This window comes from Pseudomonas sp. DW-iso17, from assembly GCF_058725345.1.
This window is the reverse complement of the sequence record NZ_JBZXEA010000003.1, coordinates 188,043-204,196: the sequence shown is the minus strand read 5'-3', so window position 1 is coordinate 204,196 and position 16,154 is coordinate 188,043. Positions and strand designations below refer to the sequence as shown.

The 16,154-nt window shown below is 62.6% G+C and carries 13 protein-coding genes; 3 read left to right on the top strand and 10 right to left on the bottom strand.

Annotated elements, in window-relative coordinates; translation table 11 throughout:
- The first annotated feature begins 428 nt into the window (after window positions 1–428).
- Both AC4PS6_RS03550 and AC4PS6_RS03545 read left to right on the top strand, forming a co-directional pair.
- Complete coding sequence (locus AC4PS6_RS03550) at window positions 429–1,292, top strand: LysR family transcriptional regulator (protein ID WP_014719042.1); 864 nt, start codon at window positions 429–431, stop codon at window positions 1,290–1,292.
- Window positions 1,293–1,350: 58 nt separating this feature from the next.
- The gene (locus tag AC4PS6_RS03545) at window positions 1,351–2,355 is read left to right on the top strand and encodes a LacI family DNA-binding transcriptional regulator (RefSeq protein ID WP_014719043.1); all 1,005 of its coding nucleotides are present in this window, start codon (window positions 1,351–1,353) and stop codon (window positions 2,353–2,355) included.
- Here AC4PS6_RS03545 and AC4PS6_RS03540 read toward each other — a convergent pair.
- From AC4PS6_RS03540 to AC4PS6_RS03515, 6 genes are all read right to left on the bottom strand, one after another.
- Window positions 2,352–3,077: an SDR family oxidoreductase gene (locus tag AC4PS6_RS03540; RefSeq protein ID WP_014719044.1), complete on the bottom strand. Its 726-nt coding sequence runs from the start codon at window positions 3,075–3,077 to the stop codon at window positions 2,352–2,354. The genes AC4PS6_RS03545 and AC4PS6_RS03540 overlap by 4 nt on opposite strands.
- Window positions 3,078–3,215: 138 nt before the next feature.
- Window positions 3,216–4,748 (bottom strand): FGGY-family carbohydrate kinase, encoded by a 1,533-nt coding sequence (locus AC4PS6_RS03535; protein WP_336827445.1) that lies wholly within the window; start codon window positions 4,746–4,748, stop codon window positions 3,216–3,218.
- A 1-nt stretch (window position 4,749) separates the two neighbouring features.
- The gene (locus tag AC4PS6_RS03530; protein WP_014719046.1) at window positions 4,750–5,829 is read right to left on the bottom strand and encodes an erythritol/L-threitol dehydrogenase; all 1,080 of its coding nucleotides are present in this window, start codon (window positions 5,827–5,829) and stop codon (window positions 4,750–4,752) included.
- Window positions 5,830–5,854: 25 nt separating this feature from the next.
- Window positions 5,855–6,847 (bottom strand): ABC transporter permease, encoded by a 993-nt coding sequence (locus AC4PS6_RS03525; RefSeq protein WP_014719047.1) that lies wholly within the window; start codon window positions 6,845–6,847, stop codon window positions 5,855–5,857.
- Window positions 6,813–8,321 carry a sugar ABC transporter ATP-binding protein gene (locus AC4PS6_RS03520; protein ID WP_019821216.1) on the bottom strand — a complete coding sequence of 503 codons (1,509 nt, stop codon included), beginning with the start codon at window positions 8,319–8,321 and terminating at the stop codon, window positions 6,813–6,815. Before AC4PS6_RS03520 ends, AC4PS6_RS03525 begins: the two co-directional genes overlap by 35 nt.
- A gap of 63 nt (window positions 8,322–8,384) precedes the next feature.
- Complete coding sequence (locus tag AC4PS6_RS03515) at window positions 8,385–9,308, bottom strand: substrate-binding domain-containing protein (RefSeq protein ID WP_014719049.1); 924 nt, start codon at window positions 9,306–9,308, stop codon at window positions 8,385–8,387.
- A 294-nt stretch (window positions 9,309–9,602) separates the two neighbouring features.
- Between AC4PS6_RS03515 and AC4PS6_RS03510 the strand changes: the two genes are divergently transcribed.
- Window positions 9,603–10,304: a sterol desaturase family protein gene (locus AC4PS6_RS03510; RefSeq protein WP_336827444.1), complete on the top strand. Its 702-nt coding sequence runs from the start codon at window positions 9,603–9,605 to the stop codon at window positions 10,302–10,304.
- A gap of 5 nt (window positions 10,305–10,309) precedes the next feature.
- Here the strand turns inward: AC4PS6_RS03510 and AC4PS6_RS03505 are convergent, their stop codons facing one another.
- The 4 genes from AC4PS6_RS03505 to AC4PS6_RS03490 form a co-directional block, all read right to left on the bottom strand.
- Window positions 10,310–11,758, bottom strand: a complete 1,449-nt coding sequence (locus AC4PS6_RS03505) for a hypothetical protein (RefSeq protein WP_020301315.1) — start codon at window positions 11,756–11,758, stop codon at window positions 10,310–10,312.
- Between the two features lie 167 nt (window positions 11,759–11,925).
- Window positions 11,926–12,990 (bottom strand): lipocalin-like domain-containing protein, encoded by a 1,065-nt coding sequence (locus AC4PS6_RS03500; RefSeq protein WP_103451903.1) that lies wholly within the window; start codon window positions 12,988–12,990, stop codon window positions 11,926–11,928.
- The gene (locus AC4PS6_RS03495) at window positions 12,980–15,442 is read right to left on the bottom strand and encodes an ABC transporter permease (protein ID WP_336827443.1); all 2,463 of its coding nucleotides are present in this window, start codon (window positions 15,440–15,442) and stop codon (window positions 12,980–12,982) included. The genes AC4PS6_RS03500 and AC4PS6_RS03495 overlap by 11 nt, the downstream gene beginning before the upstream one ends.
- A 1-nt stretch (window position 15,443) precedes the next feature.
- Window positions 15,444–16,112, bottom strand: a complete 669-nt coding sequence (locus AC4PS6_RS03490; protein ID WP_020301318.1) for an ABC transporter ATP-binding protein — start codon at window positions 16,110–16,112, stop codon at window positions 15,444–15,446.
- Window positions 16,113–16,154: the final 42 nt, after the last annotated feature.

The following is a 16,154-nucleotide window of genomic DNA, read 5'->3' as shown; positions in this document are numbered from 1 at the left end:
CTGGATAACCAGCTTCATGGCGTACGCTGCCGGGGGACAGGCCCATGCTTACTTTGCCGCTTTTGCAAAGTGAGCCGCCGTCAGGGCGGAACCCTAAGTGGCCGTTACCTAAATAACGGATATGTACGCGCTCTGATCCAACATCCCAGTTGACTGTCAGGCCGTCTTCGCAGGCAAGCCAGCTCCCACATAGGACTGCGGCGCGTCAGGTGGATAAGCGTCGCTGTCAGGCCGCCACGGGAGCAAGCTCCCTCGCCACAGATACAGCGTCGTACCAAAGTTATGTAGATACCTATGCTGCGATAGCGGTGTGTCAGAGGCCAATGGGCTAACTGAACCAGCGATTTCGCAGGCAAGCCAGCTCCCACATGGATCGCATTCCAATCCTGCATCGCTCTACAATGCCCCTATTCATCCCCGGGGGCTTCATGGACATCGAACTGGCACGCACCTTCCTCGAAATCACCCGCTGCGGCAGCCTGGCCGCAGCGGCCGAGAAACTGCACGTCACCCAGACCGCTATCACCGCTCGTGTCAAAAACCTTGAGAACCAGCTCGGCTGCACGCTGTTTGTACGCAACCGTGCCGGTGCGCGGCTGACCGCCGACGGCGAGGCCTTCGTGGTGTACGCCAACCAGTTGCTGCAGACCTGGGAAGCGGCGCGACGCGACCTGCCGTTGCCCGATGGCTATCGCAATGTGCTGCATATCGGCGGAGAGGTCAGCCTGTGCAACCCATTGATGCTCGGCTGGGCCAAGGCGCTGCGCGAGCACATTCCGGGGCACGCGCTGCGCACCGAGGTGCGTGAAGGCGAGTACCTGCTGCGCCAACTGGAGTTGGGTGTGCTCGACGCCGCCTTGGTGTTCCAGCCGCAATACTGGCCGGGCTTGCAGGTGGAGCAGGTGCTGGAAGAAAAACTGATTCTGGTGCAACTGGCGAGCAAACCCTCGCCCTACGTGTATATCGACTGGGGCCAGGGTTTTCGCCAGCAACACGACGCCGCCCTGCCCGACCGTGCGCGTGCCGCGCTGAGTTTCAACCTGGGGCCGCTGGCGTTGCAGTACATTCTGGAAAACGGCGGTGCCGGCTACTTCCGCACACGGGTGGTGCAAAGCTACCTGGACAGCGGCGTGATGCAGCGCGTGCCCAAGGCGCCGGAATTCAGCTTTCCGACCTACCTGGTGTACTCGCGGGCGCGGGATTCGGCGGTGTTGCAGCAAGCCCTGGAACTGCTACGCGCGGTGGTGAAGGCCGAAGGCGACTGGTCGCAACGCTGGGATCCGCTGATTTGAATCACTCTACATCTGCGCACATGCTAGCCTGCTGGTGTTTCCTCTCGCAGCCTTACCGATGAACAAGAAAAAGTCCGTCACCATCAGCGACATTGCCAAACGGGTCGGCATGACCACCATTACGGTGTCCCGGGCCCTGAGCAAACCCGACCTGGTCAAACCCGCCACCCTGGCGCGCATTCTTGAAGTGGCTCGCGAGCTCGACTACGTGCCCAACGCCTTCGCCCGTGGGCTCAAGCGCAGTGAAAGCCTGATCCTCGGGGTCATCACCGCATCGGTAGACAACCCGTTCTACAGCGAGATGATCAAGGCCATTTCCCGCGAGGCGAAAAAGCACGGCTACACCATCATGCTGGTGGACACCGATGAACTTGAAGAACTCGAAAGCAAGGCAGTCGATACCCTCCTGGGCTACCGCGTGGCGGGGATCATCCTGTCGCCGGTTTCCGACGAGCCAAGCTACCAGCCCGACTACCTGGAGCGCCTGGGCAACGGCAAGACCCCGGTGGTACTGCTCGATCGCACGATCCACGACAGCCCGTTCAGCCGTGTTGTGCTCGACAACTACCACAGCGGCCTGCAAGCCGCGCACTACCTGTTACGCCAAACCCCGAACCTCAAGCGCCTGCTGGTGCTGACCGGCCCCGAGCACTCGCGCATCAGCGTGGAGCGCCTCAAGGGCCTGCGGGAAGTGCTGGCCGAACATCCCGACATCCAGGTCGAGGTGCAGGCGGGCGACTACACGCTGATGCCGGCTTATTTACATACTCTCGACTACCTGGCCGCACACTCGGCGCCGGATGCGATCATGGGCTTCAACCAGTTGATCACCCTGGGCGCCCTGCGCGCCTTGCGCATGCACAACATCGCCCATGACAGCCTGACCATCTGTGGCATCGACCGCCTGCCCTTCGCCGATATCTTCGGCGTGCCCATCGCTTGCGTAGCCCATGATGCATCCCTGGCCGGCAGCAGTGCCGTGCGCCTGCTACTTGACCGCCTGCAAGACCCGCACAAGCCACGGGACAAAGTGGTCATCGCCGGGCAGTTGGAAAACGGCTAGCGGCTGGTGTAGCCGCCGTCCACCGGCAGGCTGACGCCACTGATCATGCTCGCCGCGTCGCTAAGCAAAAACAGCACCGGTAGCGCCACTTCCGCCGGTTGCGCAAAACGCCCCAAAGGAATCGCTGCCAGCGCCGGGTCGCGCTTGGCCGGGTCGGACCAGGCCATGGCCGCCATCGGCGTCAAGGTCACGGTGGGGTTGACGCTGTTGACGCGTATGCGAAAACGGCCCCACTCGGCGCATTGCACGCGGGTGATCGCATCCAGTGCAGCCTTGGAGGCGCAGTAGCTCAGGTGATCGTCCAGCGCCACCAACGACGCCTGACTGGAGACGTTGACGATGCTGCCGGCCATGTTCGCTTCGATCATCTTTGCCGCGACCCGGCTGGCCACTTGCGCAGCGGCGCGGGCGTTGACGCTCATCACCTGGTCGAAGGCGCTGGCGCTGATGGCCGCGGCAGGCTCCAGGCGTGAGATACCGGCGCAGTTGACCAGACCGTGCAGAGGCGGCAAATCTTGCAGGGTTTTGTCGAGGGCGACGCTGTCAGCGATATCTACGCACAGGGTGTGGCACCCCAATGCAGCCAACGCCTGGGCATCGCGACCGAGAGCGAAGACTTCAGCGCCGCTGGCGATCAGTTGCTGGGCAATTTCGCGACCGATGCCGCTGCTGGCACCAGTGACGAGGATGCGCTGGTGCGAGAAGTCGAAGGTGGTAGTCATAAATAAAGATCTCAAAACCAATGAAGACCCACTGTGGGAGCTGGCTTGCCTGCGATAGCGCAGTGTCAGTCTCCTTATCGGGTGCTGATACACCGCTATCGCAGGCAAGCCAGCTCCCACATTTTGGACAGTGTTGAATCAGGGGGTTTGCAGGTTGTGCATGACCGGTTTCAGGGCCGGATACAGCTTCAGGTACTCGGCAAACGCCCGGTCATAGGTCATGACATTCTCCCGCTTGGGCTGCGCCCGCAGTTGCAACTGCACCCAACCCGTGTCCATCTGCCCATCACTCACCAGCCCCACCGTATGCGCCGCCAACAACGCCGCGCCCAGGGCCGCTTCTACCTCTTGCACGATGGTGTACACCGGATAGCGTGTGACGTCGGCGATGATCTGCATCCACAGGTCCGAATGGCTCGCCCCGCCCACCACAATCAAGCGCGGGTCCAGGGAATGCGCGCCCTGGCTGCCCGCTTCGATATTGTGGCGCAGGGCAAAACTCACGCCCTCCAGCACCGCGCGGTACAGGTGAAAGCGACTGTGGTAGAGGTTGAGCCCGACAAAACTGCCGCTGGCGCGGTCATCCCACACCGGGCTGCGCTCGCCCATCAAGTAAGGCAAAAACACCACGCCTTCGCTGCCTGCCGGAATCTTCATCGCGCTCTGCTCCAGCAGCGCCAGGCTGTCTTGCCCCGTGGCCTGGGCCTGCTGTTCTTCGGCCTGGCAGAACTGCTCGCGAAACCAGCTGACCGAGGCCCCGGCGGTGATCGCACCGCCGAAGATGTACAGGTCGCGGTGGCCGTTGTAGACATGGGGCATGCTCACCAAACCGTGGCGCGCATCCACCTGCTGGTTCAGGTAGCCCCAGCACATGCTGGTGCCGATCATCGCCACATGATTGCCTGGCTGAGTGACACCCGCCGCCAGGGTCGCCATGGCCGCGTCCACGCCCCCAGCGAGGATCGGCGTGCCCGCCTGCAAGCCCAGGCGTGCGGCCCAGTCTGCAAGCAAACCACCCACCACCTCGCCGGAATACAGCAACCGCTCGGGCATCATCGACTGCGCGATACCCAACGCCTCCAGCATCTCGCCTGACCAGTTGCGCGCCGCCACGTCGTAGACACCGCCGATATTCCCGGCGCTGCTGTGGTCCACCGCCAACTCGCCGGTCAGGCACCAATTGATGTAGCTGTTGGGCGGCAACAGGTAACGGGTATTCGCCCACACCTGAGGCTGGTGCTGCTTGAGCCAGAGCATCTTGGTGAAGCCGTAGTAGCTGTCCACCGAGTTGCCGGTGATGGCGAACAAGCGCTCCAGGTCCACCTGTTCACGCACCCAGGCCACCTGCTCGCCGGCGCGGCGGTCCATCCAGATCAGGCACGGGTGCAGCGGCGTCATCTGCGCATCCACGGCAATGCCAGAACCACCGTACAAACTGCTGATGCACAGCGCCTTGACCAGCGGCGCCGGCACCCCGGCCTTGGCCATGCACTGGTCCACGCAAGTTTCGACAGCATCCAGCCACACCTGCGGCCACTGCTCGGCCCAGCGCACTTTCGGGGTGTCCACCCGGTAGCCGTGGCTATGCTGGGCGATGATCGTGCCTTGGGCATCCACCAGCAGCGCCTTGGTGCTCTGGGTGCCAATGTCTACACCGATGACGTAGTCCATCTCAGAGCACCGGCTTCAACAGCACCTTGATCGACTTGGTCGAATTGGCCAGTTCAAACGCCTCGGCCCAGTCGTCCAGCGGGAAATCATGGGTGACGATGCCTTGGGAGGTGACCAGGCCACGCTCGAACAGGTCGATGGCGATCGGGTAGCAATACGGGCCCAGGTGCGCGCCGCGCACGTCGAGCTCCTTGCGGTCGCCAATGATCGACCAGTCCACACTGGTCTCGGCGCCAAACACGCTGAACTCGACAAAGCGCCCGAGCTTGCGGATCAGGTCCAGGCCCTGGGTGACGCCGGCCGGTACGCCGGTGGTTTCGATATAGACGTCACAGCCGTAGTTGTCCGTCAGCCCGTTGATGATCTCGCGAGCGTTGTCACGGGCGGGGTTGATCACCACATCGGCGCCGAACTTTTTCGCCAGTTCCAGGCGCTCGTCGACCATGTCGATCACCACCAGTTTTTTCGGGGTCTTCAGCGCGGCGACCTGGACCATGCACAGGCCAAGGGTACCCGCGCCGGCAATCACCACCACGTCGTCGAGCTGGATATCGCCACGGTTGACGGTATGGATCGAGCAGGCCATCGGCTCCACCAGCGCCGAGTCTTCAAGGGACACCGATTCGGGGATCTTGTGCACGATGGCGGTCTTGGGAATGCGCATGTACTGGGCCATGCCGCCTTCGGCCACTTCGCGCTGGAAGCCGAAGATGTTGTGCACTTCGCACATCCAGTATTTGCCCGATTTGCAGAAGCGGCACTTGCCACACGGCACGATCTGTTCAGCGATGACCTTGTCACCGACCTTGACCTCAAAGTGCTCCTCGGCGCCCTCGCCGGCTTCGACCACGTAGCCGAAAAATTCGTGGCCCGGTACTACCGGCGCCTTGACCCAGGGGTTGTCGCCGCCCCAGAACATCGCCGCGCCCGAGTGGCACTTGCAGTCACTGGCGCAGATGCCGCAGGCGGCGATACGGATCACCAGCTCATTGGTACGCGCCTGGGGTTTGCCGATGCGCTCCAGGCGGTAGTCTTTCGGGCCGTGGCAGACGACGGCTTGCATGTGAGTGTGCTTGTCCATGTGTTCGGTCCTGTGTAGTGAAGTATTAACGATGGCGCTGACGGCTGATGAAAATCGCCAGCAAGATGATCCCGCCCTTGATCACGCTCTGGACGTAGGGCGACACGCCAAGCATGTTCAAACCGTTGTTCAACACGCCCAGCAGCATGGCGCCGAGCAAGGTGCCGATGATCACTCCGCGGCCGCCGGCAATCGACGCACCACCCAGTACCACGGCGGCAATCGCATCCAGCTCGAACGACACGCCGGCATTCGGCTGGCCGCTCATCAAGCGCGAGGTGAGCACCAGCCCGGCAATCGCGGCGGTGAAGCCGCTGATGCCATACACCAGCAGCTTGAAACGCGCCGCTCGCACCCCGGACAAGCGCACCGCTTCTTCATTGCCGCCGATGGCGTAGATGTAGCGGCCGATGCGGGTGTGTTGCAGCAGCACATAGGCCGCCAGGTAGGTGATCAGCATGATCAGGATCGGCACCTGCAGGCCAAACACACTGGCGCGACCGAAGAATGCGAACCACTCTGGCAAGCCGGAAATCGGATAGCCGTCGGTGTACATCAGCCCGAACCCACGGGCGATGCCCATGGTCGCCAGGGTGACGATGATCGGCGGCATATGCAGGTACGCCACGAACAGCCCGTTGCCGATGCCGAAGGCCACGCCCACTAGTAGCCCGACGCCAATCGCCAGGCCCGGCGGCAACCCGGCGACCATCAGCCCGGCGGTCAAGGTGCCGGACAACGCCATCACCGGCCCCACCGACAAGTCGATACCGCCGGTGAGAATCACGCAGGTCATGCCCACCGCGATGATGGCGTTGATCGACACCTGGCGGGCGATGTTGGAGAGGTTGCTGGCGGTGAGGAAGGTGTCGCTGGCGAGGATCATCACCAGGGTCACCACCACCAGCCCGACAAAGGGATAAAACGCCGGCGAACGCAGCAGCCGCGCCAGGTTCAGGCGCAACCGGCCGGTGCCGGCGGTGTTAATGGACGTATTCACTTGAGCCCCCTGTTGCATGGCGCATGACCTCTTGAGGATTGACGGCGGACGCTTCCAGTACTTTGACGATGGCGCCCTTGTGGAACACGGCGACGCGGTCGCACATGCCGATGACTTCGGGCAGCTCGGAGGAAATCATGATGATCGCGTAGCCCTGTTCGGTGAGGCTGCGCATCAACGCGTAGATCTGCGCCTTGGCCCCCACGTCGATGCCGCGTGTGGGTTCGTCGAACACCAGCACGTCGCAGTGGTGGTTGATCCAGCGGGCGATCACGACTTTTTGCTGGTTGCCGCCGCTAAGGTTCACCACAAGGCTTTCGCCACTGGGCGCCTTGATCGACAGCTGGCGCATCAGCGCTTCGACGCTGGCGCACTCGCGGGCCTTGTCGATCAGGCCCGAGGCGTGCTGATACTTGGGCAAATTGTTCAGGGAGATATTTTCGCGAATGCTGAAGGCGGTGATCAGCCCTTCGCTCTTGCGGCTTTCGGGGAGCAGGCCGATGCCGTGGGCCAGGGCTTGAGCCGGGTCATCGAGGCTGACTTTTTCCCCGCGCAGCCACACGTCTTTGCTCATCGTGGGCAGCGCGCCCATCATGCCCAGGGCCAGCTCGGTGCGGCCCGAGCCCACCAGGCCGGCGAAGCCCAGGATCTCGCCTTTGTGCAAATTGAAACGGTTGTGGGGGCCGTTGCGCACCAGCTGGATATCCTTGACCTCCAGCAGCAAGGGGCCGCGTTCGCTGCTGGGTTTGGGCGGGAAACTGCATTCCAGTCGGCGGCCGACCATCATCTCGACCAAGTGATCGATATCGCTGTCGGCCACTTCGGTAACGCCTGCATTGCTGCCGTCGCGCAGGACGCTGATGCGGTCGCAGACCTGGAAAATCTCTTCCAGATGGTGCGAGATAAAAATCACCGCCACGCCTTGGCGCTTGAGTTCGCGCATGATCTCGAACAGCAACTCGGCCTCACTGGGAGTCAGTGTCGCGGTCGGCTCATCGAGCACCAGCAGGCGTGCATCCAGGGCCAGGGCCTTGGCGATTTCGACAAACTGCTGCTCGGCCACGCTCAGGTGCTTGACCGCGCAGTGCAGGTCAATGCTGACCCCGAGGCGCTGGAACAACGCCTGCGCGGCCTCGGCCATTTCGCGTTTGCGCAACAGGCCGAAGCGGTTGCTCAGCTCATGGCCAAGGAAGATATTTTCTACCGCCGTGAGGTAGGGAATCAGGCTGAATTCCTGGAACACAATGCCAATCCCGGCGGCAATCGCATCCCGATAGGTCGCAAATTGTCGGGCCTGCCCATCGATAAGGATCTGCCCTTCGTCCTGGTGCTCGACCCCGCCCAGAATCTTCATCAGGGTGGATTTGCCCGCGCCATTTTCCCCGAGCAAGGCGTGGATTTCGCCGCGCTCCACTTGCAGGTTGATGGCCTTGAGGGCCTGCACCCCCGGGTAACGCTTACAGATGTTTTCCAGCTTCAGAAGACTGCTCATACCGCCGACCTCGCACTCAGAAGGAAGACCTGGGCCCCACGAACTACGCGGGGCCTGGGGGGTTTACCAGCTGAAGTCCTTGGCCTTGGCCTGGTCGATCAGGGTGATGTCCACCGGCACGCTGGCCGGTACTTGGGCGCCCCACTTCTTGGCCAGGGCAATGCCCAGGGCGAGGCGGATCTGGTCGCGGGGGTATTGGGCCGAGGTGGCGATGAAATGGCTGCCGGGTTTCTGGATCGCCTTGATCGCTTCCGGCGCACCGTCGACGCTGACCAGCTTCACGTCCATACCGCTGGCTTCGATGGCCGACAGCGCGCCGAGGGAGCCATTGTCATTCACGCTGAAAATGCCCTTGAGGGTAGGCTGGGCCTGCAACATGTTTTCGGTGACGGTCAGGGCCTGATCGCGTTCCTGTTTGCCGTTCTGGATGCTGACAATCTTGATGTCCGGGTGCTTGGCCACCGCCTCTTTGCAGCCGCGCACACGTTCGAGGATCGGCACCACGGCGATGCCGTCAAGGATAGCGATATTGCCTTTGTCACCGATGGTTTTAGCCAGGTACTCACAGGCCTGGAAACCAGCGTCGAAGTTCTTCGAGCCCACGAACGAATCCAACGGGCCATCTGCCTGGGCATCCACCGCCACCACTACGACGCCGGCAGCATGGGCCGACTTGACGGCCGATTGCACGCCGACGGAGTCAGTGGGGTTGATCAACAGGATGTCGATGCCCTTTTGCAGCATGTCTTCGACATCACTGACCTGCTTGGACACGTCGTGGCGGGCGTCAGTGATGATCAACTTGGCACCGATGGTCGCGCCGGCTTCTTCCAGGGCGTTTTTCATGGTGACGAAATAGGGGTTGTTGATTTCCTGGAACGAGGCGCCGATGCGGATGGGCTTGGCGGCGTCGGCAAACGCGGGGGTCGCGCTGCCTAGGGTGATGCTGGCAGCCAGTAAACACAGGGTTTTTGGGAGCATTTTCATGGCGTGGATCTCTGTTTTGTTTTTATTTTTAGAGCAAATGTTATCGTTAACATTTTGCCAGAAGCTAACAATTAATTCAGACCTGTGCAAGTCTCCACTGGTCGGCCTCGGGCAAAAATGTGGGAGCTGGCTTGCCTGCGATGGCGCAGTGTCAGTCTACTTATCTGGCCCTGATACACCGCCATCGCAGGCAAGCCAGCTCCCACAGGGGGATGCGGTGGTCAGTAAAAACTCGCACATCCGCTTACGCCAACTAAGCTCAGCCTCAAATAAAAACACAGCGAGCAGCCGGCCATGCCCCACCCGACCGAGACTTTCCGCGACCGTTACCGCGCAAGCGTCAACCCGCGTTACAACCCCTGGCTGCACGCCGCATTCGTGCTTGGCTACGGCATCGCCTGCATCACGCTGGCCTGGTCCTCCACCGCCGATATCACCGCCCTGCAGTGGCTGACCGTGCCCCTGACCCTGCTGTTCTTCAACCTGTGCATCTACCTCGTGCACCGCCACCTGGGCCATCACAAACATGCATTCGCCCGGCTGTTCTACGCACGCCACACCGGCGATCATCACAGCTTCTTCACCCCCGGCCACATGACCTACGACAGCCCTCGGGACTGGCGCGTCATCCTGTTTCCAGCCTGGCTGATCATGCTGCACAGCCTGGCCATCACCCTTCCCGCCTGGTGGCTGCTCAGCCAACTGAGCTCCAACGTTGCCGGGTTGTTTGCAGGCTGCATGATCCTTGGCTACCTGCTCTACGAAGTGTTCCATGCCTGCGAACACCTGCCTGCCGAACACCCGGTGGCACGCCTGCCATGGATTCGCCAGATGCACCGCCTGCATGCCCTGCATCACCGTCGTGAGCTGATGCAGGGCCGTAACTTCAATATCGTGCTGCCGTTGATGGACTATCTATTTGGCACTTTGCATTGGGAACCCGCGGTAAAAAAAAGGGGCAGTCCAACTGGACTGCCCCCCGCTTCACACACATAAATCAATCAGCGCACGATAGTCTGGCTGCAGATGTGGCCGAGGCTGACGTATTGGACGGTATTGCCACCCACGCCCACACCAGGGAACTCCCTGAGCTCGATGCGCCAGCCGCCCTCGTTGAACCAGGTTTCCCAGTTGTAGGTCTGGCCCGAGGCGCTGTCCGGGTAGCGCACTTTGTAGTCCCCAGAGCAGGTGCCCAGCGCGACATTCCCCGAGGCCGCGCCGGTGATGCCAGTCTTGGCCTCATAGTCGACCCAGTTGTAAGTGGCGCCAAAATGCTTGTCGACCCGCAGTACAGGAGTGACGCCGCGCAGGGGCTCGCCAGTGCTGTCTGACCACTGGGTGCTCCAGCTCAGATTGCGAGCCGCCTGGGTGGCCAGTTGGAAGATCGAGCTGGGAATCCGCACCACGTTATCGCCGTTCACATTGTGCTGGTTCAGGCGTGGCGCCGAGCCGAGGGTCAGCTTGTATTGAGCCTGAGGGTTCAATGCCACCGCCGGGTTGGCCCGCACGCGCACCTTGACCGTGTAGCCCGGCGTCAGGTTGGGATAGGTAGAAGTAGAGCCCTGCGGGACTTCCACCCACTGGGTGCCATCGAACCGTTCGAAGATCCACTGGTTACGCGTGCCCGCACCGTCATCGCCCAGGAACATGCCCACACCTTGGCCACGCAACGAGACGAAGGAGAAGTAATCCACGTCATTGACGCTGTCGAGGTTACCGGTCACCTGGTTCAAGGCATCCGGCAGCGCGAACGCGGTTTGCTCAGTGTCGTTGGGCTCGTAGGCATCAATATTGCTGTCCACTGCCACACCGAAACTGAACTGCGAGTTGCTCGCGGCATTGGCCACCATGAACCAGTAGTAGTCACCAGCCGGCAACACGCCGTTGAGGTATTCATCGGCACTGCCGGGGTTATCCGAGGTGCCCAACGGCGTCAGGTTGCCTTGGCCGTCGTCATGGAACAGCGTCAACGACATATCCGTGCCGGCACTCTGGTTCAGCAGCTGCACCTGGATTCGCGCGTTTTTCGGCAGGTTGAAGTGGTAAGCGATTTGCGCGCCGGTCTCCACACCGGTGAGAGTGTAAAGCGTGTTGATATCCAAGGTGGGAAACAACGGCGTGAAGGCTGCAACCGCGGCCTGTTTCATGTGCGCCGAGTCAGGTTTTTCCAGCTGGCCAACCGGGGAGTCGATCGCCACATTACCGACGGCTGCCTTGCTTTTTTTGACGACGTTGGACTGCCCGGTCTTGGCCGCATTGAGCTTTTGCTTGAGCTCGCCCGAGACGCTGGCCTTTTCCAGCGTACCGCCAGGTTTCAACGCTTTGTCCACGGCCTGCTTGACCGCCTGCGCGCTGAGTTTTGCCGGGGTTTGCTCGGCCAGGGCAAAGGCCGAAACGAAGCAAGAGGCCGCCATGGCCGCGCCCAGAATGAAGGCTTTTTTCGATTTCATTTTTTATCCATCCATAGTTAAAAAATTGAAGCTCAGGTAACCGGTGACATCCGGTCACCTGGGATGGACTGTAGGACAAGACTGTATGCATGTACAGTATTTTTTAAAAAATCTGTGGGAGTATTACCCGTCGAGTCGTAGGGAAAAATTAACTCAGCTGTAGCCTCCTAGTAGCCCGTCATCTCCAAATACCCCACCCCACCCTCAAACCGCACCGGCCCTTCCCAGTACGGAATACCCAGGTCCATCCACGCCTTCGGGTTGACGGCTTCGGTGGTGATGTCCAGCTGTTTGCCGGGAATTTTCAGCGACCAGCGTGTGGGAATGTTGCGCCCGTCGATGGCCGTGGTGGTCAGCGGTGTGAGTTGGATGTCGCTGTTGTGCAAGGTCTGGGTGTGGCCCTGGGCGTCGATCCAGGTGCCGGTGAGGTAACCGTCGCTGTCTTTCTGCCGCACGCGAAACAGCATCAGTTGCGCGCCGCGGTCCAGGTGCAGGGAGAACCAGTCCCAGCCGGTCTGGCTGGCGGCCAGGGGTTGGCTGCTCCACTCGCGGTCGAGCCAGGCTGGGCCGCTGACCTGGTAGGTATGGCCGTCGAGGCTGACGCTGCCGTTGGCAGTGAAAAACGGCTGGCTGTAGTAGTACGACGCCTGGCCCTGGTCGGATTTGCGGCTGTAGCCATGGTCGCCTTGCAGCACCAGCGGGCGGCTGGAAGTCAGGTGCAGGTCGTAGGCAAATTGCGCGCCACTGGCCTTGAGTTGCATGTCAGCCAGGGGGCTGGCGGCGCCGGGGCGGCTGGCGAAGTTCCAGTCGTCGATCCAGGCGTTGAACGGCTCTGCCTGGGCCCCGGCTTGCCCCACGCCACCCCGGGCCAGGCGTTCGGCGGCGTAGTGGCGGGTGGCGGAGGTGACGGCGGCGTGGCCGAGCCACACGGTTGAATCGCGCCAGCCCGGTTGGACGGGACCGGCCTTCAATGCGTTGCGAAACAGCGTCCATTGCACGCCGAAGACATTGCCCTGGGCATCCTTGAGGTTGGCCGTGACGTACCACCATTCGATACGAAAGCCGTCATGGGGCCCGTGGTCCTCGGGGAAACTGAAGACTTTGCCGGGCACCACCTGGGCAAAGTCCGCCGCATCGCTGCCCAGCCCGGCGAAACTGTCCTCGGGTGCGGGCGCCTGGTCGCAGCCGCTCAGCAGTAACCAGGCGATGCACGCCAATGCCTTAATCTTCATGGGCGAACGTCCTCAACAAATCCGCCGGGCGGCTGCGGTACAGCTGCCAGAGGGGCCAGGCCGACGCGAGCAAGGTGGCAAGCATCGCCAGCCCCAGCAATTGCGCAAGCTGCCCGGGGAATACTTGCAACGGCAGGCGCCAGCCGAAGGCCTGCACGTTGATCACCGCATCCAGGCACCACGCCAGCAACAGCCCCAGCGGCAACGCCAGGATCAATGTGAGTACCGCCAGCAGCCAGGTCTGGCCGAGGTTGAGCAGCATCAATTGTCGGCGCGTCACGCCCAGCGCCCACAACGGCGCGAGTTGGCCGAGGCGGCTTTGGCTCTGGGTCAGCAAGCTGATGAACAATGCCACGCCGGCGACGCCAAGGGTCAGGCTGTTCAACGCCGCGGTGGCGGCGAAGGTGCGTTCGAAGACTTGGCTGGACCACCCTTTGAGTTGCTGTTGATCGACGATGCGGCTGTCTTCCAGGGCGAACTCACGCTGCACCTCACGGATCAGCGGCGGCACGTCGGCGGGCGCCACCCGCAGGTTGAAGCGCGCCGGTGAGAGCGTCGGCCAATGCGCCAACAGGTGCTGGACATTGACCAGCAGATGGCCCTTGGGGTTGCCGTAGTCGGCATAGATGCCGACGATCTTCGGCGCCCAGGTGCCCTGCGGAGTGGGGATGGACACCGTGTCGCCCAGTTGCACCTTCAGGCGTCGCGCCAGTTGTTCGCTGAGCATCAGGCTGTCGTCTTGCAGCAAGCGGTCCCAGGGCGCGTCCACCGCCTCCAGCAGCGGCCAGTGTTGACGATAAGTGGGGTTGTCGACCACGCCGAACACCTCCGCGGGCCAGCCTTGCAGTTGCACCGCCACCTGCCAGGCGGGCAATACGGCCTGCACCAGGGGCTGACGGGTCAACCACGTCGTCAGTTGCTCGGCCTGCTGCGGATTTTGCGGGTTGAGGTACAGCTCGGCGGTGAGACGCTGCTCCAGCCAATGGGTGAAGGTCTGGCGAAAGCCCGAGGTCATGGAGCCGGCGCCGATATTCGCCGCCAGGGCCAACAGCAACGCCATCAGCGCCAGGCTCAAGGCCGGCAGTTGTTGGCGGCAATCGGCCAGGAACCACTGGCCCAGCACCGAGCGGCTGCGCCCCAGCACCGCTTTCAATAACCCGTTGAGCAGCACCGGCAACGCCAACGCCGCGCCCAACAGCAAGGCCGCCATCAGCACAAACCCGGCGGCCAGGCTATCGCCCAGCCACAGTGCCAGCAACGCGATCAGCAAGGCGGCGGATGCCACCCAGCCCTGGCGCCGCAGCCAGCGCCCATGGGCTTGATGCCAGGCTTGGGCGTTGGCCAGCGCGAGTAACGGCAAACGCGCTGCGCGCCACAGGCTGCTGGCTCCGGCGAGCAACGCGCCGAGCAGGCTCACGCCCAGGCCGGCCAGCCACCACCAGGGGCTCAAGTTCAATTGGCCAGCGACTTCGGCGCCGTACAGGCCACGCAAACTGGCGGCGACATCCGGCAGCAACAGGCTGGCCAGCAGGTAGCCGCTGGCGATACCGAGCACACCGCTCAACACCGCCAAAGCGCCCAATTCGACGCCCAGGCTCAGGATCAGCATGCGTGCGCTGACTCCACAAGCGCGCAAGGTTCGCAGCAGGCCACGGCGCTGTTCCAGGGCCAGGCCGATGGCCGCATGCACGATAAACAACCCCACCACAAAGGATAAAAAACCCACCGCATCCAGGTTCAGGTGAAAGCTCTCGGTGAGGCGTGACAGGTTGTTGTCCTCGCCCTGCTTGAGTTGCAACGCGGCGGGTGGCGCGGGGTGGCGGGCGGCGAAGGTGTTGTCCAACAGTAAGCGCGACAGGCGCCCGGGCATGTTGAGCAAGGGTTGGGCAAAACCGATATCCGTCAGCAGCAGGCCGGGCGCCATATCCGCTTGCACCTGGAACGGTGGCAGGCGTTGCCCAGTAGAAGTCAGCGGCTGCTCGCCCTCATGCAACCCCAGCGCCTGCAAAGTTTGCGCAGCGACCCAGGTACGCCCCGGCGGCTCGAAGAACGCCAGCATTTGCGCCTGGCTCAAGCGTTGCCCCGCCACGCTGCCGCTGCCGGGCAACGACACAGGGTCGATGCCCATCAGTTGCAGACGCTGTTGGTCACGCCCCTGGAGCACCACCCGCCCCTGCACCACCGGGGATACCGGCCAGCCGGCGCGGCGCAGCTCGGCAAACAGTGCCTGGGGGAAACTGGCGGCGTCCGGCGCAACCAGGCTGGCTTGGGGTTCGCCACCGATCAATTGGCTGGCGCGTGCGTAGCTGTCCCGCGCCTGGCTGTTGAGGGCCTGCACGCCGGTCAGTAGCGCGGTGGCCAGCCACAAGCCGGTGAGCACGCTGAAAAATTGCACCGGATGGCGCCGCCAGTGGCTCAGCAATGCGCGTAGCGTCCAGTAAAACAGCGCCATTTCAGCGCGCGTCCATTGGCACGACACGGCCACGGTGCAGCACCACTTGCCGGTCAAGCCGTGCGGCCAGGCGCGGGCTGTGGGTGACCATCAGCAGGCTGGTGGGGCTGTCCCGCAGCAGGTCCAACAGCAGTTGCAGCACTTCATCGCTGGTGGCTTCGTCGAGGTTGCCGGTGGGCTCATCGGCCAGCAACAAACCCGGTCGCGAGGCCAGCGCCCGCCCGACGGCAACCCGTTGCTGCTGGCCACCGGAGAGTTGCTCGGGGTAACGCCGGAGCAAGTCGCCCAGTCCCAGGCGCTCCACCAATTGCGCTTGCCAGTGCGGGTCGAAACGCCCCGCCAGCCGCGCCTGGAACGCCAGGTTGTCTTCCACGCGCAAGCTGCCGATGAGGTTGAACTGCTGGAAGACCAGACCGATTTGCGTGCGGCGCCAATGGGCCAGTTGCCCTTCGTTGAGTTGGTCGAGGCGCTGCTCGCCGATGCGGATGCTGCCGGCGTCCACTCGGTCCAGCCCGGCCACCAGGTGCAGCAAGGTGCTTTTTCCGCTGCCCGATTCGCCCATCAGCGCCAGGCTGCTGCGTTCACCCAGGTGCAGGTCGACGCCGGCCAGGACGGTCAGCGGGCCTTGCGGGGTCGCGTAGTTTTTAACAACACCTTGCACCTGCAACATAAGAACGCTCATCTGAAGGACCAGCAACGAGAATAACGGCTG

What these genes read in the sequence shown, in the direction of transcription:
- AC4PS6_RS03530 (WP_014719046.1), bottom strand. Translation starts at nt 5,829, where the DNA reads ATGGACAAGCACACTCACATGCAAGCCGTCGTCTGCCACGGCCCGAAA.
- AC4PS6_RS03550 (WP_014719042.1), top strand. Translation starts at nt 429, where the DNA reads ATGGACATCGAACTGGCACGCACCTTCCTCGAAATCACCCGCTGCGGC.
- AC4PS6_RS03540 (WP_014719044.1), bottom strand. Translation starts at nt 3,077, where the DNA reads ATGACTACCACCTTCGACTTCTCGCACCAGCGCATCCTCGTCACTGGT.
- AC4PS6_RS03545 (WP_014719043.1), top strand. Translation starts at nt 1,351, where the DNA reads ATGAACAAGAAAAAGTCCGTCACCATCAGCGACATTGCCAAACGGGTC.
- AC4PS6_RS03525 (WP_014719047.1), bottom strand. Translation starts at nt 6,847, where the DNA reads ATGCAACAGGGGGCTCAAGTGAATACGTCCATTAACACCGCCGGCACC.
- AC4PS6_RS03490 (WP_020301318.1), bottom strand. Translation starts at nt 16,112, where the DNA reads ATGTTGCAGGTGCAAGGTGTTGTTAAAAACTACGCGACCCCGCAAGGC.
- AC4PS6_RS03520 (WP_019821216.1), bottom strand. Translation starts at nt 8,321, where the DNA reads ATGAGCAGTCTTCTGAAGCTGGAAAACATCTGTAAGCGTTACCCGGGG.
- AC4PS6_RS03510 (WP_336827444.1), top strand. Translation starts at nt 9,603, where the DNA reads ATGCCCCACCCGACCGAGACTTTCCGCGACCGTTACCGCGCAAGCGTC.
- AC4PS6_RS03495 (WP_336827443.1), bottom strand. Translation starts at nt 15,442, where the DNA reads ATGGCGCTGTTTTACTGGACGCTACGCGCATTGCTGAGCCACTGGCGG.
- AC4PS6_RS03505 (WP_020301315.1), bottom strand. Translation starts at nt 11,758, where the DNA reads ATGAAATCGAAAAAAGCCTTCATTCTGGGCGCGGCCATGGCGGCCTCT.
- AC4PS6_RS03515 (WP_014719049.1), bottom strand. Translation starts at nt 9,308, where the DNA reads ATGAAAATGCTCCCAAAAACCCTGTGTTTACTGGCTGCCAGCATCACC.
- AC4PS6_RS03500 (WP_103451903.1), bottom strand. Translation starts at nt 12,990, where the DNA reads ATGAAGATTAAGGCATTGGCGTGCATCGCCTGGTTACTGCTGAGCGGC.
- AC4PS6_RS03535 (WP_336827445.1), bottom strand. Translation starts at nt 4,748, where the DNA reads ATGGACTACGTCATCGGTGTAGACATTGGCACCCAGAGCACCAAGGCG.